We start from the raw sequence: 17,370 nt of genomic DNA on the forward strand, positions 1-17,370 counted from the left end.
CAACCAGCATGTATGTCTGGGGGCGAATGGCCCGCACCATGGCCACGGCGTCGAGCCGTGGCCCCTATCGGGTTGGCGAGGAAAGCCGGCTGGCTTTTCGCTGCCTGCCGATCGACATCGACTTCAACCTGCATCTCAACAACGCGCGCTACATGATGCTGGCGGACCTCGGCCGCATCGACATCTTCCTGCGCGTCGGGTTGATCGCGCTCGCGCGCAAAAATGGCTGGGCGCCGATGATCGGCGGGCTGCAGGTCGCCTATGTGCGTGAGATCAGGCTGTGGCGCCGCTTCGAGGTGGTGTCGTCGATCGAGACCTGGGAAGGCACGTCGGTGATCGGCAAGCACCGCTTCGTCCTCGAAAATGGCGAGACGGCAGCGCTGATCCTCACCACGGGCGGCGTCTATGATCGTGGCGGCCGCCGCTTTCTCGAGATCGGCGAGATCGTCGCGGCGCTCGGGCAGGCCGCTAGTCCACGCCCGCCGACCGAAGCCGAGCGGGCCTTCATGGTCTCGCACCGGAATTTGCGCGAGCAGGCCAAGGCGGCGTGATCGCGCTTCGGCTCAGGCCGCCCTGCCGAGCAGGAAATCGGCCACTTCATCCGAAAAGATGATCAGATCGTCGTCAAAGGCGACGACCTCCCGCCTGCCTTGAGGATCCGGTTGTCCGGCCGGCATTCCGTGCGCCACAAGCGTCTCGGCGCAACCCACCCAATCGCCATCGCGTTCCGGCTCATTGACCGAGGCCCATCCGAGCGTTCCGCGCACATCGCCGCCGAAGCCGTGCTGCTCTTTCCAGTCCGCGCCATGGTCGAGCAGGAAGCGGGTGAGCTCTGCGTCGCCGCGAAAGACAGCGTGATTCAGCGCCGAGGCCTCCCAGTCGCCGCCGCGCCGGGCGATCGGCCAGCCGAGCCTGACCATGGTCTTCACAGCGTCCCGGCAGCCCTGCGCGGCGAGTTCGGGCAATAGCCGCAATTGCAGGTCCGACAGCGATTCCGGCAGGTCGGGCCGGCGGGTCCTAATTGTCCGCGCCGTCGCCTCGTCGCCGGCCGCGCAGGCGGCGACGAACCGCTCATCATCGGGAAGCGGACCTTCATCACCGGATTGCCGCAACAGCGCGGCGACGTCGGTCAGGCCGAAGCGCAGCGCAACCCGATAGGCGCTTAGGCCGTCGGGCGTCCGCGCCGACGGATCGGCGCCGGCGGTGAGCAGCGCTTCGATATGCGCCGGCGAACGGCGGCGCCGGATCGCCCACAGAAGCGGCCTGCCCCAATCGGAGGTGGGCCGGCTCCCGGCCGGTTCGTTCGGATCGGCATCCGGCGCGGCGAGCAGCAGGTTCAGCGCCTCCAGGCTGTCGAGGTCGAGCACGCGGTACAGCGCGTTCGAACCCGTGACGCGGGCACCGGCCTCAAGCAGAAGCCGGGTGCAGGCCGGGTTCTCGAGCGAATGGTAAAGCGACTCCCCGTCATTCGGATCGGCGCCGGCGTCGAGCAACAGCTTCGTCAACTCCGGATCGTGGTTCTGGCCGGCCGCGCCGTACAGCGCCGAGAGTTTGTATTCGTCCGAAGGCTGTTTCAGCGAGGCCGGTGGCCAGCGGCTGCCCACTGCCTGGTTCGGATCGGCGCCGGCAGCGATGAGCAATCTGGCGGTGGCATGAAGCGCGTCGCGAAAGCGCGGCAGCCGCACCAGGCTCGAATGGGTCACGGCCACCAGCGGCGGCAGGTCGAGCGGACCGCCCGGACGGTTGAGCCAGCCGGCGTCCAGCTTGATCGCCGCCCGCAACACCGCCACGTCGCCGACCGCGCAAGCCAGGTACGCATCGCCTCCGATCATGTCGGGATGGTCTTCGATCATGCGCGCCGCGGCCTCCGGGCTCGCCCGGTTGGTGCTGCCGCTGATGTCTCCGGCATAAACGAGCCCGGCCCAGTTGCGGATCGAGGCGGCGCGGTCAGCGCCGTAGGCACGCTGCGCGGCGACGAAGCTGGCGAGGTCGCGCCAGGACGGGAAGCCATATTCGCGCGCCAGGCAGGACTGGGCGTCATGCAGGCGAAGGCCGAGTGCCGCGATGGCCGGATCGTCCCTGCCCGCCGCCGACGGCAGGCTTTCGCGGAAGCGTGCGATCGCGTCCGTCTCGCCGCGCCGATAGGCCGCGAGCAGGTCTTTGGCCTGCTTCTTCAGAAGCTCGAGATGGGGACGGCTGGGAAGTTGGTTCATGAAAACCTCCGTGCGTTTTCGCCGAAGGTCCGCAAATCCGGCTGCACAAAGGTTTGGCTGTCAGCTCATCGAAGCAAGTGGGTTCAACCCTTCCCCGCGGACCCGGATGCGGCTTGCACCGCGGGCCGACCTTAAAATCGTTCGGTCGCCGGGGTCAATTGGCCGCCCGGGGCCAAACCTCACCCGTTTTCCGCGACAGCATCACTTTCCATTCCGGTTCATCGCTACTGGTGGACAATGGTGTGGTCGCGCGCTAGACAGGCTTGAGGCTTTTTTTCCTGTTTTGAAGGAGAGCGCGCGTGCTCTCACACGACCGCGTATGGGCCGCAATCGATGCTCTCGCCGAGCGCTATTCGCTGTCGGCTTCCGGCCTTGCCCGGCGCGCGGGTCTCGATTCGACAGCCTTCAACAAGTCGAAGCGCCTGTCGTCCGACGGCAGGCCGCGCTGGCCCTCGACCGAATCGCTGGCCAAGATCATCGAGGCGACCGGCGCGTCGCTGGAGGAATTTACTGGGCTTATCGAAGGACGCGACGGCGCCTCTGTCGCCCAACATCGCAGCGCCGTCCCGTTGCTGGGCTTCGCCCAGGCCGGCGCGGGGGGCTTCTTCGACGATGCCGGCTATCCCGCGGGGCAGGGCTGGGATCTGGTCGAGCTTCCGGCGCGGGCGACCGAGACGTCCTATGCGCTGCAGGTGCAGGGCGATTCCATGCTGCCGCTCTACCGCAACGGCGATGTGCTGATCGTCGAACCGGGCGCGCCGACGCGCAAGGGCGACCGTGTTGTCGTCAAGACCACCGCCGGCGAGGTGATGGCCAAGGTGCTCGACCGGCAAACGATGAAATCGATCGTGCTGGTCTCGCTCAATCCCGCCCACCCGGACCGTGACATCCCGACGCGCGATATCGAATGGATGGCGCGCATCGTCTGGGCAAGCCAATAGGCCGGCTTATGCGGCTTCTTCAGGCAGCCGTGGCGATTCTGGCCATTCCGGTGATGGCGGTTCTCGTCGTTGCCGGCGGACACACGGTCAAGGGCCACGAAAGCACCGTCGCGGTCGATCAGATCGACCCCATCGCCGACGCGCTCCCCACGGGCGACGACACGCTTTCAGCTTCCGGTTCCGGTGCCGCGCAAGAGCCGGCGACGTCGGCCATTCCCGCGCCGAAGCCCGCCGTTCATTCGAGGGCCATCGATCCCGACGTCGTGGCGCCGCCGGAACTGTCGGACCAGGAACTCGAACGGGTGGAGCCGCGCGCGCCGCTCAGCGATCTGGCGCTGGCCGGGCCGCCCAAGCCGCCCAAATTGAAAATGCCGGATGACTGGAACGGCACCAAGCTGTTCCAGCCGGTCGCCACCGCCGCCGGGCTGATCGAGGCGAAGGGCTATGCAGTCGCTGTGTCCGGCGTGGATGTCGTCAAGGCCGACGAAACCTGCAGCGACGAGGGCAAGAGCTGGGCCTGCGGCGCGCGTGCAAGGACAGCCTTCCGCGCCTTCCTGCGTGGCCGTGCGGTCGCCTGTACGGTGCCGCCGGAGGGCGGTCGCGACACCATTTCCGCCGAATGCCATATCGGCAATCAGGACATCGGCCAGTGGCTGGTCGAGAACGGCTGGGCGCGCGCCGCGCAAGGCGGCCCCTATGTCGAGGCCGAGAACAAGGCCCGCACGGCCAGGAAGGGTATTTTCGGCCCGGCGCCGAAGCTTGACGGCCTACCGGCGCTGCCGGCCGTCTCGGGGCCGGCGCCGGTGGCTCCGGATTCGATCCTGCCGGCCGATGTCGGCGCCGTTACGCCGCCAACTGACCAGCCAGCGCCCGCTCAATGAGCGCGCGCGTCTCTGCGATGCCGTAAAGCGCCGCGAACGAACCAAAGCGCGGTCCGCGCTCCTGGCCGATCAGCACCTGGTAAATCATCTGGAAGAAGGCGACCGACACGCCCGGCCCCCCTTCCGGGCTCTGCTTCGAATGGTCCTGGTATCGCTCGATCTTGCGCGCCACGTTGAGCACGGCGTTCTGGATCGCCTCGCCGTCGGCGCCTTGCGGCAGCGCGCCAAGCGCCTCGGAAAGCTTCCCCAGCGCCTCGCGCTCCACCTCGTCGGCGGCGCGATAGACCTTGGTCGGCTTCACGAAATCGTCGAAATAGCGGATCGCATAGCCGGTCAGCCGGTCGAGTTCCGGATGCGTCTTTGGCGTCACGCCCGGCGCGTGCCGCGAAATGAAGCCCCACAGCACCGACTTGTCATGCGCGTTGGAGGCGCTGACCAGGTTGAGCAGCAGCGCGAACGGCACCGGCAAGTCGATCGCCGGCGGGTTGCCGTCATGCATGTGCCAGACCGGATTGCCGAGCCGTTCCTTCCAGTCCTGGCGCGGATAGGCGCCGAGGAAAGCGTAATACTCGTCCACCGCCTTCGGGATGACGTCGAAATAGAGCTTCTTCGCCTGCCGAGGCCGCTGGTACATGTAAAGGCCGAGGCTCTCGGTCGGCGCGTAGGTCAGCCATTCGTCGATGGTGAGCCCATTGCCCTTCGACTTCGAGATCTTCTGGCCCATCTCGTCGAGGAACAGCTCGTAGACGAAATGCTCCGGCGCGCGCCCGCCGAGGATGTTGCAGATGCGGTCATAGATCGCCGCGTTGGTCTGATGGTCCTTGCCGAACATCTCGAAATCGACGCCGAGCGCCGCCCAGCGCATGCCGAAATCCGGCTTCCACTGCAGCTTCACATGGCCGCCGGTGACCGGCAGCGTCGTCTCGGTGCCTTCGTCGTCGAAGGTGATGGTGCCGGCCTTGGCGTCGACATTCATCATCGGCACATAGAGCACGCGGCCGCTCTTCGGCGAGATCGGCAGGAACGGGCTGTAGGTCGCCTGGCGCTCCGGCCCGAGCGTCGGCAGCATCACGCCCATGATGTCGTCATAGCGTTCGGCGGCGCGCAGCAGCACCTCGTCGAAACGGCCGGCCTTGTAGTACTGCGTCGCGCTGGCGAACTCATAGTCGAAGCCGAACGTATCGAGGAAACGGCACAGCATCGCGTTGTTGTGGTCGGCGAAGCTCGCATAGTCGCCGCCGAACGGGTTGGGCACCGAGGTCAGCGGCATATGCAGGTAGAGCTCGAGCGCGGAGCGGTCCGGCACGTTGTCCGGGATCTTGCGCATCCCGTCCATGTCGTCGGAGAAGCACAGAAGCTTGGTCTTGACCTTGTCTTGCGTCAGTACACGGAAGGCATGCCGCACCATGGTCGTGCGCGCCACCTCGCCGAAGGTGCCGATATGCGGCAGGCCCGACGGGCCGTAGCCGGTTTCGAACAGGACGGTCTCGGGAAACTCCTTGTTCTTGTAGCGGGCGATGATCTTCTTGGCTTCCTCGAACGGCCAGGCCTTGCTCTCGGCCGCCGCGGCAAGCATCTCGGGATTGAGATCGATGATGTTTGATCCCGTCATGTCGAAGTTCCAGTCATGGCCGTCTGCGCGGCGGATGAAATTTATCGACCGGTCTCTAGGCGCGCGGGGACGGAGCGTCAACGATTTGCGGTGGTTTTCCTTGCGGCGCCATAATGGCGTTCCTACGTTGGAGCGCTATTATCCTGTGTATGTCGCCCAAAGTGCCCCCCAAGGTTTGGGGGAAACGACATGCACGCTTCCGGGAGTTTTGAATGCCTTCATTGACGCCGCACGAAGCCTTGATCCACCTGATGGTCATCACATCGGCTTCAGATCGCGACATGACCGATGTCGAACTGGGGCGGATCGGCGAGGTCGTCCGCTCCTGGCCGGTGTTCGTCGACTTCAACCGGGACAGGCTGGTCCAGGTGGCGCAAGCCTGCCAGAAGGCGCTGCATGAGAAGGACGGGCTGGAAGGCGTGCTGGCGCGCGTCGCCGAGGCGTTGCCCGAGCGGCTGCGCGACACCGCTTATGCCGCCGCTTTCGAGGTCGCCGCCGTCGATCTCGAGATGCGCCTGGAGGAGATCAGGGTGCTGCAGCTCATCCGCCTCAAGCTCGATCTCGACACGCTGACGGTGGCCGCGATCGCGCGTGCTGCCAAGGCGCGCCTGCGCACGCTCACCTAAAGGAGCTGACAGGCCTAAAAGAAGCTCACCGGGAAATAACGCAGATAAAACTCGGCGAAGGTGCCTTTGATCGAGATTTCCTGCAGCGCGTAGTCGAAGGCGGCCGCAAGCGCTGTGTCGCTCTTGCGGGTGGCGATCGCCATGCCCGAGCCCAGATATTCCGGCGCCAGATATGGGCCGCCGGCGAAGCGGCAGCAGCCGGCGGCGTCGGAGCCGCCCAGCCAGAAGGCAAAGCGCATGCCGTCGCCGAAAGCGGCGTCGATCTTGCCGGCCTTGAGGTCGGCATAGAGTTTCTCGGGTGTGTCGAAGGTCACCACCTGCACGGTGTTGAAGTAATCGCGCAGCATTTTCTCATGCGCCGAGCCGCCGATGACGCCGACCCGCTTGCTGCGCAGCTTGTCGAGGATCGGCTCGGCGAAGGCCTTCGCCTTCGGCATGATGAAGCGCGCCGGGAATTGCATGTAGGAGCGCGAGAAGGCGTATTTCTCTCGGCTCGCCGGCGTTGCGGCGATGCCGGCGATGATCGCCTCGCCTTCGCCTTTCTGAAGAGCATCCTCCAGTTCGTTCCACGGCAACGCCTGGACCTTGGCATTTGTCGACAACGCCCAACTCCGCGCAGATCGCCCGCGCAAGATCGATGTGGAAACCCGACAGGCGGCCGGTGCCGTCGAGGAAGTTGAAGGGCGGAAAATCGGTGGTGGTGAGGAATCTCAGCCGCGGCAGCGCGGAGAGGTCGGGCTTCGGCAGCCGCTCCTTGGCGTCCCACAGCACGGGCACCTGCGGTTCCGCACCTTGAGTCGCGCCGGCAAAGGCCGATGCGCCGGTCAGGAGGAACATCAGGGCCAGAAATATCCACCGCAAGATCACGATTTGGCTCCGCACCTGTCCCCGTTCCTTGGCTTTTCGTATGAAAACGGGGCAGGCACAACGGTTTTTGATTTCAAGCGGTCAAATTAGGCGTATGGTTTAGCGCGTTTGCAAATGACCGTGCGTGCCGGAAGGGGGAAGTCGGCTTCGCTGAGGAGATTGCGACGCGGGGGTTGATGCGGAAGGGGTGTTCGGGCATCTACCGTCGGTAACGAAAAAGCAGAAGCAACATGGGGTAGATGTTGCGATGGGCCTGTTTGACAGAACTCTGGAATACATAGACCAGTTGCAGCATGCCGGCACCGCGGCCGCGGTCTGCGAGCGGCTGCTCGGCGTCACCTCGAATTTCGGCCTGACCGCATTGATGGCAGGAACCGTGCCGCAGCCGGGCACCCCGCGCGGCCGGCAGAAACAGCACGTGATGCTTTGCGATTGGCCGGGCGAATGGCTGGAGCGCTATGTGGCGCGCAACTATGTCGACCACGATCCGGTCGTCAGTCACATGAAGCAGCTTCAGGCGCCGTTCCAGTGGCGGGATGCCTCCAAAAACGCGGTGATCGACAAGAGCAGCGACCAAGTCATGGGAGATGCCCGCGAGTTCAAGCTGCGCGACGGCTTGGCCTTTCCGCTGGTCACGCTTGACGGCCAGATCGTCATGGTCTCGCTGGGCGGCGAATCCGTTGAATTGTCGGATCAGGAATTCGGAATGGTCTCGCTGGCGTCGACTTATGCGATCGGCCGCGCGATGCAATTGCACACCAAGGCCGAGAAGGTCATCGATCACATAGAATTGACGGCGCGTGAGCGGGAGTGTCTGCAATGGGCCGCCGTCGGCAAGTCCGAATGGGAGATCTCGCAAATCCTCGGCATCTCGGAACACACTTCCGAGAAACACCTTCTTAACGCCAAGAGCAAACTGGGCGCAGCCAACCGTGTGCAGGCAGTCGCGGAGGCGATTAGGCGCGGCTATATTAGCTAGGTCGGCCGTGCCGGCCTAGAAATTCTTGCCTGCGTATTCGCGCAATATTTTAAGGGACATCACGGCCGTATCTTCCTCTTATGCCTAGGAGACGGCTAATGCTTTTCGCCCTTACAACTCAGGAACTGATGGAACGTCCCGACCTTTGGGAGGCGGTCCATCGCCTGCGCTACAGGATCTTCGTCGAGGAGATGGGATGGACCGATCTCGATCGTCCGGACCAGCTCGAGATCGACCAGTTCGATCATGACGAGGCCGAACATCACCTCGTCATCCGCAACGGCGAACTTGCCGGTTACCAGCGCATGCTTCCGACCACACGGCCGCATCTCCTGACCGACGTGTTGTCGGATCTCTGCGAGGGGCCATCCCCCTCGGGACCGAATATCTGGGAACTCACCCGCTACGCCGTGGCTCCGGGTTTTCGCGACGGCAAGCGCGGCGTCTCAACGGTCGGCACCGAACTGATCGCCGGCTTCGTCGAATGGGGCCTGAAGCGCAACGTCAACCAGGTCATCATCGAGTTCGAGCCGATGTGGGTGCTCAGAGCGCTGCAACTGCATTTCCTGGCAAAGCCGCTCGGATACCAGCGCACCTATGGCAACCAGCAGGTCGTGGCGACCCTGCTCACCTTCACCGAGCATACGCTCGAGATCGTGCGGGCCCGCCGCAATCACTTCTTGCCGGTGCTGAACTGGGGCTATCCCGGTCAGCTCGGCCTGAAGCAGGCGTCGTGATGGAGGCGGTCATGAGTTTCCATCCCGAACCGGAACTGCGTGGCCATACATTGGTCGTCACCGTGTCCTCGCACGATGGCCGGCCGGTGCTCGACAGGCATGCCTATGCAAGCCTCGCCAGGACCTTGCACGAGGCGGCGGTCAATGACGAGGTCCGCGTCGTGATGCTGCGCGGCCTTGCCGGATGCTTCTGCCTTGGCGGCGACTTCTCGGAGTTCCTGGATGCCACCAAGCACCGAGAGCTGATCGCCGCCGTCACCGACATGTTCCGCATGTTGGCGACCTTCCCCAAGCCGGTGCTTGCCTGTGTGGACGGCGATGCCGTCGGCGTCGGCTGCACAATCCTGTTCCATTGCGACATGGTGATCGCTTCCAGGGGCAGCACCTTCAGGGTGCCGTTCGTCGATTTCGGCCTGGTGCCGGACGCGGCGACCAGCATTCTGGCGCCCCAGAAGCTCGGCTATGCCGGCGCGTTTCGCTTCTTCTGCCTGGGCGACACGCTGGGCGCCGAAGACGCAAAGGCGCTCGGCCTGGTCGGCGAGATCGTGACGCAAGGCAGCGCCGAGGAAGCAACGCTGGCAAGGGCGAAACAGCTGGCCAAGAAGCCAGCGGCGGCATTGCTCCAGACGCGCAGCCTGCTCAAGGGCGATACGGACGTGTTATGCGACCGCATCGATCACGAGATAACGCTGTTCCAGCAGGCGCTTCAGGATGACACCACGCTGAAGCGCCTGCAGCGGATCGCGCGCCTGGCCGCCTGAGCGGCCGGCATGCAACATCAGCGCCGCGTAAGCCGAAAGGCGCGCGGCGCTGTAATCCGTCCGGAATCGTGTAACAACGGAAGCCAGCGGTTCCTGGCGAGGAGGAACACCAAGGCATGTCTCCCGAAAGTGGGAACCCGTTTGGGGATAAAGATCTGCGTAAAATCAAAACCTAAGGCGCATGGAGCGATCTGAAATATCGCGACACGCTTTAGTCTTTCAGGAACTCCGGCCCCTCGCAGATGATCTTCTTGTCGGGCTTGCCCACCGCGTCGAGGTCCCTTCCGTCATAGGGCAGGGAAAGCAGGATATGCTGGATTACCGCGAGCCGGGCGCGGCGCTTGTCGTTGGCACGCACGACAATCCAGGGCGAGAACTCCTTGTGCGTGCGTTCGATCATCTGGTCGCGCGCCTTGGTGTAGTCGTCCCACTTGCTGACGCCGGCGATGTCGATTGGCGAAAACTTCCAGTTCTTCAGCGGCGACCAGCGGCGGTCATGGAACCGTTCGAGCTGCGTTTCGCGGCCGATATTCAGCCAGAATTTGAAGAAATGAATGCCTTCGTTGCAGATCATTCGCTCGAAATGGGGTGTCTCGTCGAGGAATTTCTCGTGCTGCTCCGGCGTGCAGAACCCCATGACCGGCTCGACGCCGGCGCGATTGTACCAGGAGCGGTCGAAGGTGACGAACTCGCCCGAAGTCGGGAATTGGTCGACATAGCGCTGGTAGTACCATTGCCCGGCCTCGGTCGGGGTCGGCTTGGGCAGCGCGACGTTGCGAGCCGTGCGCGGGTTCATATATTGCCGCAGCACGAAGATCGTGCCGCCCTTGCCGGCCGCGTCTCTGCCCTCGAACAGCGCCATCACCCGCTTGCCGGTCTTCTGCAGCCAGGCTTGCGTCTTGACCAGCTCGATCTGCAGGCGCTCGAGCTCCTCTTCGTAGTCCTCGCCCTTCATCTTCTTATCGTAGGGATAGCCGCCGGCCGTGAGCTTATTGTCCTCGATCCAGTCAGGCAGCACCGGATTGTCGATGTCGAACTCGCGCTCCTTGCCGCCAATCTTGATCTTGATAGGTGCGGTGGCTGGCACCGCTTCCGCCGTTTCCTTGGCCTTTTTCATCCGGACGAACCTTTCCAGTTTGCGGACTCATGCTATGGAGCCTGTGCAGCGTAGCGCGCTTTCGGGGCGCAAGACGCTGTAGCATTTTGATTTTGCGCATGAACCTTCGCGAAAATCGATCCTGATTTCCAGGGTCCCATGCGCCAAGCCGGTTCAGCGAGCCGCTGGCCGTCGAACGGGATGCGGGGTGGCGCGGGCCTATGGCAGAGACGGGGGCGGAGCAGGACGGCAAGCGACAGGCCCCGGCGGCGCGGCTTTGGCGCAACCGCTGGCTGCTTGGCGCGGGTGTTGTCGCGGTCCTTGCCGTCTATAGTTTCGCCGGCGCCTCCGTCTATGTGCTGGTGCTGGCCCTGGTCGCGCTGGCGGCCGCGGCGATGCTGCCCACGGATGCCGGACGCCAGCCGGCCGATACGGGAGCAGCGATCGAGGCAAGCGGGCTGCAGAGGCTATCCGGCGAGTATCTGGCGGCCGCGGTCGCCGATCCGCTGATCATCTTCGACCATTCCGCCACCATCGTTCACGCCAACGCCGCCGCCTTCGCTGCCTTCGGCGGGCTGGCGCCGGGCATGTCGCTGTCATTGAAATTCCGCGCACCGGAAATGCAGGCGCTGCTGGATGGCATCCTGTCGGGGCACGTCGCCGCCGACGCGGTCGACTACACGGAAAAGCTCCCGGTGGAACGGACATACCGCGTCAGCGCGTCCACGGTCGGCCATGCCACCGGCCTCTATGTGCTGGTCTTCAAGGATCAGAGCGAGACGCGCCGCATCGACCGCATGCGAGCCGACTTCATCGCCAATGCCAGCCACGAGCTGCGCACGCCGCTCGCCTCGATCGCCGGCTTCATCGAGACGCTGCGCGGGCCGGCCCGCAACGATCCGGCGGCCCGCGACCAGTTCCTGCAGATCATGCAGAACCAGACCGGCCGCATGGCCCGCCTGATCGACGATCTGCTCTCGCTGTCGCGACTGGAGATGAAACCCTATCTGAGGCCGGGCACCGAGGTCGATCTTCGCCAGACGATCGACAGCGTCATCGATTCGCTCGGACCGCTAGCCAGCGAGAACGGCGTCGTCATCGAGCGGGAGTTCGCCAATGGGCCGCTCGTCGTTTCCGGCGATCGCGACGAACTGTTCCAGGTTTTCGAGAATCTCCTCGAGAACGCCTGCAAATACGGCCAGTCGGGCGGGCGCGTTACCGTATCGGTCGCCGAAGGCGGGGATAGCCAACAGCCGGGCTTCGACGTCACGATAAGGGACTACGGTCCGGGCATCGCCGAAGAACACATCCCGCGCATCACCGAGCGCTTCTACCGCGTCGACGTCGAAAACAGCCGCACCCAGAAAGGCACAGGCCTTGGCCTCTCGATCGTCAAGCATATATTGACCCGTCATAACGCAAGACTGTCCATCAAGTCGGAGGTCGGCAAGGGCGCGGCGTTCACGGTTCATTTGCCGGCTCGCTGATCGTGTATCGGTTACTAACTGGAATTTTCTTCTTTCTGTCATGCGGTTCGCGTATCAGCGACGGATTGAGGGAGCGCACCAGCCGGCACAAACCGGGAAGGCACATCCATGCAGTCCGTCCATATCGTCAGTGCCTATGACGAAGAACTGAAGTACCTGTCGAAGCGCATCGCCGCGATGGGCGGGCATGCGGAGCGCATGGTCGAACAGGCCGTGGAGGCCCTGGTGAACGTCGATCACGGCCTGGCCCAGAAGGTCATCCAGGACGATCTCGTCCTCGACGAGGGGCAGCGCGAGATCGACGACAAGGCCATCATCATCATCGCTAGGCGCCAGCCGATGGCGACGGACCTTCGCGAGATCGTCGGTGCCATCCGCATCTCGGCCGATATCGAGCGTGTCGGCGACTTGGGCAAGAACGTCGCCAAGCGCGTTGCCTCGGTCGACGGCCGCCAGCCGAATAGCCTTTTCCGTGGTCTGGAGGCCCTTGCCGACCTGGCGCTGACGCAGCTCAAGGAAGTGCTCGACGTCTATGCCTCGCGCTCGGTCGAAAGGATCGGCTTCGTGCGCGACCGGGACGACCAGATCGACGCCATGTACACCTCGCTGTTCCGCGAGCTTTTGACCTACATGATGGAAGATCCGCGCAACATCACGCCCTGCACGCATCTTCTGTTCTGCGCCAAGAACATCGAGCGCATCGGCGACCATGCCACCAACATCGCCGAGACGATCTATTACATCGTTACCGGCGACCAACTGCCCGCCGACCGGCCAAAGGGCGACCAGACCGACAAGGTCGTGCTTCCCGGCAAGGTACCGGTCAAGTGAAAGGGCGCCTCTCGAACGGCTTCCTGATTTAGGTTAAGCTCCTCTGGTGCGTTTCACCGTTTCATGGAAACGGCGAAACGCCCTATCTATTTGTTTTTACGCAATTTTGGGTGGAAAACCGCTCATACTTTTCCTGGAATTGCTCCAGGCACAGCGATTGTCAGTCGCAGTCTCGGGAGGTTTGCGATGGAACAAGTTCGGAACCTGACCCCGCCTCGCCGACATCCGGCATCATTGCATCCAGCGTTTATCTGGGCGGCAAGCGGGTTGCCGACATCGCCATCGAACAGGCCGGCGAATGGGCGGCAAAACCCGGCCATGTCGTCTGGATCGGCCTGCTCGAACCAGATCGCGACCTTCTGCTCAGAGTGCAGGCGCAATTCCACCTGCATGACCTTGCGATCGAGGACGCCGAGCATCCGCATCAGCGCCCGAAGATCGAGCAATATGGTGATGCCCTGTTCATCGTCGCCCGTACCGCGCAATTGATCGACGGCCGGGTCACTTTCGGCGAGACGCATCTGTTCGTCGGCACCGGCTACATCGTCAGCGTCCGGCACGGCCCCTCGACCTCATACGCCGCCGTGCGCCAGCATTGGGAGAGCTGCCCGCATTCGCTGGCCAAGGGCGAGGATTTCGTTCTCTACGCCATTCTCGATTTCATCGTCGACAATTACATGCCGGTGCTGGAGCAGATTGAGGACGAGGTCGAGGCGATCGAGGACAAGGTGCTTTTGAAGCCGATGACCGGTGCCGACATCGAACGGCTGTACATGCTGCGCCGCGATCTCTTGCGGCTGCGCAATGCGGCCCTGCCGCTCGTCGAGGTCTGCCGTAGGCTGACCAGCGCCGATCTGCCCCAGATCCATGCCGCCATGCATCCCCTGTTTCGCGACGTGACCGACCACATCCGCACCGTGCAGGAAAAGATCGACTCCCTGCGCGAGGTTCTGGCCTTCGCCTTCGAAGCCAGCCTTCTCGTCGGACAGAGCCAGGAAACCGCAATCTCCAAGAAGCTCGCCTCATGGGCTGCTATCTTGGCGGTACCGACAGCTTTCGCCGGCATCTACGGCATGAATTTCACCGACATGCCGGAACTGAAGATGGAATATGGCTATCCGACCGTGCTCGCGGTGATCGCGCTGATCTGCGCGTTTCTGTACTGGCGGTTCAAGAAGAATGGGTGGCTGTGAAGAGAAGGGAGTAGGGCAGTAGGGTAATACGGGAGTGATCGACTGGCGAAACGTCGCGCATGAAGCGCTTTTTTCACCTACTCCCCTACTGCCTTATCCCTCTATTCCCCTTATCTTGCCCTGCGCCGCTCCGCCGCCGGCTGGAACGCGACGCGGGAATGATACTTGCAGTACGGCCCCGTTTCGGCGGCGTCATTGCCGCAGAAGCTGAAGTCTTCCGAGAGCGGGTCGCCGTTCGGCCATTTGCAGGTGCGTTCGGTCAGTTCGACAAGCTGCAGGTTGCGCGAGATCGGCACCACGACATTCTCGACCGGGCGGATATAGTGGCGCGCGACCGGCTCGGCGTCGAACTGCACCTGCAGCGCGGTGGCACCGACCGTCACATGGCGTGTGGCGCTTGCGGCGCGGGTCACCGATTTCTGCATCGAGGCGCCTTGCGTCGCCTTCTTCTGGCGCGCCGGCGCTGCTGTCGCGCGGCCGCGGCCCGACAGCTTCAGGCGATGCACCTTGCCGATGACGGCGTTGCGGCTCACTCCGCCGAGCTGTGCGGCAATCTGGCTGGCGCTCAGACCCTCCGACCACAATTTCCTGAGAAGTTCTACCCGCTCGTCAGTCCAGTTCATGAGACCGCGCTCCTGCTAAAGCGTGCGGCAGCCTGAATCCTTTCCCGATCCGGCTCTCGCCGGGCAAACGACACCACATGTACCGGGTGATTTAGGTCCGCCGCACGAAATATAGTTATTTCTCGACTACAAATACCTTATGCGCTGACTCTGTGACAAGAGTCCCAAAGGCAACACCGATTCGGTTTTTACGGTTTTCCCCAACTTGCCTGACCACTGATGAGCCGGCGTGGCGCCAGGGGGTTGTCACGCGCTTCTGCGTGACGTTTTCGTTGACTTCATGGCCGAAAAACATGATAAGCCGCAAAGGCCGCCGCATTGGCGGCTTTTTTGATTTCCGGTTCCGGAGACGCATATAATGAGCGGTTCGGCGCTTTACGAGACCTTTGCTCGCGCACCCCTGGCTTTCGATCACGGGGAGGGGACCTGGCTGGTCACCGACAAGGGCGAGCGATATCTCGACTTCGCGGGCGGCATCGCGGTGAATTCGCTGGGCCATAGCCATCCGCATCTGGTTGCGGCACTCACCGAACAGGCCGCCAAACTCTGGCACGTCTCCAATCTCTACGAGATCCCCGAACAACGCCGGCTGGGCGAGCGGCTGGTCGACGCCACCTTCGCCGACAAGGTGTTCTTCACCAATTCCGGCGCCGAGGCTCTGGAATGCGCCATCAAGACGGCCAGGCGCTACCAATTCGTCAAGAGTCATCCGGAGCGTTTCCGGATCATCACTTTCGAGGGCGCCTTCCACGGCCGCACGCTGGCGACGATCGCCGCCGGTGGCCAGTACAAATATCTCGAAGGCTTCGGCCCGAAGGTCGAGGGCTTCGACCAGGTCGCATTCGACGACATCGACGCGGCTGAGAAGGCGATCACGCCGGAGACCGCGGCAATCCTGATCGAGCCGGTGCAGGGCGAGGGCGGCATCCGCCCGGTGCCGACGCAGTCCTTGAAGCGACTGCGCCAGCTTTGCGACCAGCACGGCCTGCTTTTGATCTTCGACGAAGTCCAGTGCGGCATCGGCCGCACCGGCAAATTGTTCGCGCATGAGTGGGCCGCCGTCACGCCCGACCTGATGGCGATCGCCAAGGGCATCGGCGGCGGCTTCCCGATGGGCGCCTGCCTTGCCACGGATGAGGCGGCGACCGGCATGACGGCCGGCGTGCACGGCACCACCTTCGGCGGCAATCCGCTGGCGATGGCGGTCGGCAACGCCGTGCTCGACGTGGTGCTGGCCGACGGCTTCCTCGAGGACGTGCAGCGCAAGGCGCTGCTTCTGAAACAGGGACTGGCTGGGGTCGCGGACGAATTTCCCGAGGTCATCGAGGGCATCAGGGGAACCGGCCTGATGCTCGGGCTGAAATGCGCCATGCCCAACACCAAGGTGAACATGGCGCTGCGCGACCAGCACCTGCTTGCCGTGCCGGCGGGCGACAACGTCATCCGCCTCCTGCCGCCGCTCACCGTCACCGACGAGGAGATCGGCGAGGCGCTGAAGCGCATTCGCGGCGGCGCCAAGGGTCTGACCGACGCGATTGCGGCCGAAGCCGCGAAATAATTTCTGGAACCTGCCGATGAGTGTCCGCCACTTCACCGATCTATCCGCCGTTTCCGCGGGGGACCTGCGCATCATGCTGGACGACGCGGTGGCGCGAAAGACCAGGCTCAAGGCGGGCGAGCGTTCAAAACCGCTCGATGGCAAGGTGCTGGCCATGATCTTCGACAAGCCGTCGACGCGCACGCGCGTGTCCTTCGATGTCGGCATGCGCCAGCTTGGCGGCGAGACGATCATGCTGACCGGCACGGAGATGCAGCTCGGCCGCTCGGAGACGATTGCCGACACAGCAAAGGTGCTGTCGCGCTATGTCGATGCCATCATGATCCGCACCACCTCGCATGACCGGCTGCTGGAGCTCACCGAGAATGCCACCGTTCCGGTCATCAACGGGCTGACCGACGACACGCATCCCTGCCAACTCATGGCCGACATCATGACCTATGAGGAGCATCGCGGCCCGGTTGCCGGCAAGACCTTCGCCTGGACCGGCGACGGCAACAATGTGCTGCATTCGCTGCTTGAAGCCTCGGCGCGGTTCCGCTTCAACCTCAATGTCGCGGTGCCTGAGGGCAGCGAGCCTTTCGAGAAATATGTCGACTGGTCGAAAGCCAATGGCGGCAAGGTCCGGTTTGCCAAGTCCGCCGAGGAAGCCGTCGACCAGGCCGATTGCGTCGTCACCGACAGCTGGGTCTCGATGGGCCAGGAGCATCGCGCCCGCGGTCACAACGTCTTCCTGCCCTATCAGGTCAATGCGGCGCTGATGGCAAAGGCCAAGCCCGACGCATTGTTCATGCACTGCCTGCCGGCGCATCGCGGCGAAGAGGTCACAGACGAGGTGATCGACGGGCCGCATTCGGTGGTGTTTGACGAAGCCGAGAACCGGCTGCACGCCCAGAAGGCGGTGCTGGCCTGGTGCCTAGGCGCTTGAGAAGGACGGACCTGACCGCTTCCGGTCCGATCGGGGT

The 17,370-nt window shown here is 63.7% G+C and carries 16 protein-coding genes and 1 pseudogene; 12 read left to right on the plus strand and 5 right to left on the minus strand.

Going from position 1 to position 17,370, the window contains the following annotated elements; genetic code table 11:
• Window positions 1-8: 8 nt before the first annotated feature.
• Entirely contained in the window at window positions 9-551 is a 543-nt protein-coding gene (locus tag ACVMIM_RS07960) for a thioesterase family protein (protein ID WP_476111488.1), read from the plus strand.
• A 12-nt stretch (window positions 552-563) separates the two neighbouring features.
• On the opposite strand, the gene ACVMIM_RS07965 is transcribed toward ACVMIM_RS07960, so the two are convergent.
• On the minus strand, window positions 564-2,213 hold the full coding sequence (locus ACVMIM_RS07965) for an ankyrin repeat domain-containing protein (RefSeq protein ID WP_476111489.1): 1,650 nt from the start codon (window positions 2,211-2,213) through the stop codon (window positions 564-566).
• Between the two features lie 299 nt (window positions 2,214-2,512).
• Between ACVMIM_RS07965 and ACVMIM_RS07970 the strand changes: the two genes are divergently transcribed.
• Together ACVMIM_RS07970 and ACVMIM_RS07975 are read left to right on the plus strand one after the other, a co-directional pair.
• The gene (locus tag ACVMIM_RS07970; RefSeq protein ID WP_476111490.1) at window positions 2,513-3,154 is read left to right on the plus strand and encodes a S24 family peptidase; all 642 of its coding nucleotides are present in this window, start codon (window positions 2,513-2,515) and stop codon (window positions 3,152-3,154) included.
• Between the two features lie 8 nt (window positions 3,155-3,162).
• Window positions 3,163-4,035, plus strand: a complete 873-nt coding sequence (locus ACVMIM_RS07975) for a thermonuclease family protein (protein WP_476111491.1) — start codon at window positions 3,163-3,165, stop codon at window positions 4,033-4,035.
• Here the strand turns inward: ACVMIM_RS07975 and ACVMIM_RS07980 are convergent.
• A complete protein-coding gene (locus tag ACVMIM_RS07980) occupies window positions 3,998-5,647 on the minus strand; it encodes a lysine--tRNA ligase (protein ID WP_476111492.1) in 1,650 nt (549 codons plus the stop codon). The two genes, ACVMIM_RS07975 and ACVMIM_RS07980, sit on opposite strands and share 38 nt — an antisense overlap.
• Window positions 5,648-5,859: 212 nt before the next feature.
• On the opposite strand from ACVMIM_RS07980, the gene ACVMIM_RS07985 reads away from it, so the two are divergent.
• Entirely contained in the window at window positions 5,860-6,273 is a 414-nt protein-coding gene (locus tag ACVMIM_RS07985) for a tellurite resistance TerB family protein (RefSeq protein ID WP_476111493.1), read from the plus strand.
• 14 nt (window positions 6,274-6,287) lie between these two features.
• Here the strand turns inward: ACVMIM_RS07985 and ACVMIM_RS07990 are convergent.
• Window positions 6,288-7,110: pseudogene (locus tag ACVMIM_RS07990) on the minus strand (transporter substrate-binding domain-containing protein).
• A gap of 277 nt (window positions 7,111-7,387) precedes the next feature.
• On the opposite strand from ACVMIM_RS07990, the gene ACVMIM_RS07995 reads away from it, so the two are divergent.
• The 3 genes from ACVMIM_RS07995 (at window position 7,388) to ACVMIM_RS08005 (ending at window position 9,617) form a co-directional block, all read left to right on the plus strand.
• Window positions 7,388-8,119, plus strand: a complete 732-nt coding sequence (locus ACVMIM_RS07995; RefSeq protein WP_040994094.1) for a LuxR family transcriptional regulator — start codon at window positions 7,388-7,390, stop codon at window positions 8,117-8,119.
• Between the two features lie 98 nt (window positions 8,120-8,217).
• Complete coding sequence (locus tag ACVMIM_RS08000) at window positions 8,218-8,856, plus strand: acyl-homoserine-lactone synthase (protein WP_476111494.1); 639 nt, start codon at window positions 8,218-8,220, stop codon at window positions 8,854-8,856.
• 11 nt (window positions 8,857-8,867) lie between these two features.
• Window positions 8,868-9,617 carry an enoyl-CoA hydratase-related protein gene (locus ACVMIM_RS08005; protein ID WP_278047449.1) on the plus strand — a complete coding sequence of 250 codons (750 nt, stop codon included), beginning with the start codon at window positions 8,868-8,870 and terminating at the stop codon, window positions 9,615-9,617.
• 211 nt (window positions 9,618-9,828) lie between these two features.
• Here the strand turns inward: ACVMIM_RS08005 and ppk2 are convergent, their stop codons facing one another.
• Window positions 9,829-10,734 carry a polyphosphate kinase 2 gene (gene ppk2 / locus ACVMIM_RS08010; RefSeq protein WP_040994100.1) on the minus strand — a complete coding sequence of 302 codons (906 nt, stop codon included), beginning with the start codon at window positions 10,732-10,734 and terminating at the stop codon, window positions 9,829-9,831.
• Between the two features lie 200 nt (window positions 10,735-10,934).
• Between ppk2 and ACVMIM_RS08015 the strand changes: the two genes are divergently transcribed.
• The 3 genes from ACVMIM_RS08015 to ACVMIM_RS08025 all read left to right on the plus strand — a co-directional run bounded on the left by ACVMIM_RS08015 (window position 10,935) and on the right by ACVMIM_RS08025 (window position 14,224).
• A complete protein-coding gene (locus ACVMIM_RS08015; RefSeq protein WP_278047451.1) occupies window positions 10,935-12,200 on the plus strand; it encodes a sensor histidine kinase in 1,266 nt (421 codons plus the stop codon).
• A gap of 108 nt (window positions 12,201-12,308) precedes the next feature.
• Window positions 12,309-13,031 carry a phosphate signaling complex protein PhoU gene (phoU, locus tag ACVMIM_RS08020; RefSeq protein ID WP_476111495.1) on the plus strand — a complete coding sequence of 241 codons (723 nt, stop codon included), beginning with the start codon at window positions 12,309-12,311 and terminating at the stop codon, window positions 13,029-13,031.
• A 230-nt stretch (window positions 13,032-13,261) separates the two neighbouring features.
• Window positions 13,262-14,224, plus strand: coding sequence for a magnesium and cobalt transport protein CorA (locus ACVMIM_RS08025; RefSeq protein ID WP_476117141.1), 963 nt, complete (start codon window positions 13,262-13,264; stop codon window positions 14,222-14,224).
• Window positions 14,225-14,334: 110 nt separating this feature from the next.
• On the opposite strand, the gene ACVMIM_RS08030 is transcribed toward ACVMIM_RS08025, so the two are convergent.
• Window positions 14,335-14,847 (minus strand): GcrA family cell cycle regulator, encoded by a 513-nt coding sequence (locus ACVMIM_RS08030; RefSeq protein ID WP_040994109.1) that lies wholly within the window; start codon window positions 14,845-14,847, stop codon window positions 14,335-14,337.
• A gap of 358 nt (window positions 14,848-15,205) precedes the next feature.
• Here ACVMIM_RS08030 and ACVMIM_RS08035 point away from each other — a divergent pair, with 358 nt between their 5' ends.
• Window positions 15,206-16,405: an acetylornithine transaminase gene (locus ACVMIM_RS08035; RefSeq protein ID WP_476111496.1), complete on the plus strand. Its 1,200-nt coding sequence runs from the start codon at window positions 15,206-15,208 to the stop codon at window positions 16,403-16,405.
• 16 nt (window positions 16,406-16,421) lie between these two features.
• Window positions 16,422-17,333 (plus strand): ornithine carbamoyltransferase, encoded by a 912-nt coding sequence (gene argF / locus ACVMIM_RS08040; RefSeq protein ID WP_476111497.1) that lies wholly within the window; start codon window positions 16,422-16,424, stop codon window positions 17,331-17,333.
• The last annotated feature ends 37 nt before the right edge of the window (window positions 17,334-17,370 follow it).

This window comes from Mesorhizobium sp. USDA 4413 (genome assembly GCF_056280365.1).

Bases quoted from the DNA above. Each gene is read 5' to 3' on its own strand.
- ACVMIM_RS07960 (WP_476111488.1), top strand. From the start codon at position 9: ATGTATGTCTGGGGGCGAATGGCCCGCACCATGGCCACGGCGTCGAGC.
- ACVMIM_RS07965 (WP_476111489.1), bottom strand. From the start codon at position 2,213: ATGAACCAACTTCCCAGCCGTCCCCATCTCGAGCTTCTGAAGAAGCAG.
- ACVMIM_RS07975 (WP_476111491.1), top strand. From the start codon at position 3,163: ATGCGGCTTCTTCAGGCAGCCGTGGCGATTCTGGCCATTCCGGTGATG.
- ACVMIM_RS07980 (WP_476111492.1), bottom strand. From the start codon at position 5,647: ATGACGGGATCAAACATCATCGATCTCAATCCCGAGATGCTTGCCGCG.
- ACVMIM_RS07985 (WP_476111493.1), top strand. From the start codon at position 5,860: ATGCCTTCATTGACGCCGCACGAAGCCTTGATCCACCTGATGGTCATC.
- ACVMIM_RS07995 (WP_040994094.1), top strand. From the start codon at position 7,388: ATGGGCCTGTTTGACAGAACTCTGGAATACATAGACCAGTTGCAGCAT.
- ACVMIM_RS08000 (WP_476111494.1), top strand. From the start codon at position 8,218: ATGCTTTTCGCCCTTACAACTCAGGAACTGATGGAACGTCCCGACCTT.
- ACVMIM_RS08005 (WP_278047449.1), top strand. From the start codon at position 8,868: ATGAGTTTCCATCCCGAACCGGAACTGCGTGGCCATACATTGGTCGTC.
- ppk2 (WP_040994100.1), bottom strand. From the start codon at position 10,734: ATGAAAAAGGCCAAGGAAACGGCGGAAGCGGTGCCAGCCACCGCACCT.
- ACVMIM_RS08015 (WP_278047451.1), top strand. From the start codon at position 10,935: ATGGCAGAGACGGGGGCGGAGCAGGACGGCAAGCGACAGGCCCCGGCG.
- phoU (WP_476111495.1), top strand. From the start codon at position 12,309: ATGCAGTCCGTCCATATCGTCAGTGCCTATGACGAAGAACTGAAGTAC.
- ACVMIM_RS08030 (WP_040994109.1), bottom strand. From the start codon at position 14,847: ATGAACTGGACTGACGAGCGGGTAGAACTTCTCAGGAAATTGTGGTCG.
- ACVMIM_RS08035 (WP_476111496.1), top strand. From the start codon at position 15,206: ATGAGCGGTTCGGCGCTTTACGAGACCTTTGCTCGCGCACCCCTGGCT.
- argF (WP_476111497.1), top strand. From the start codon at position 16,422: ATGAGTGTCCGCCACTTCACCGATCTATCCGCCGTTTCCGCGGGGGAC.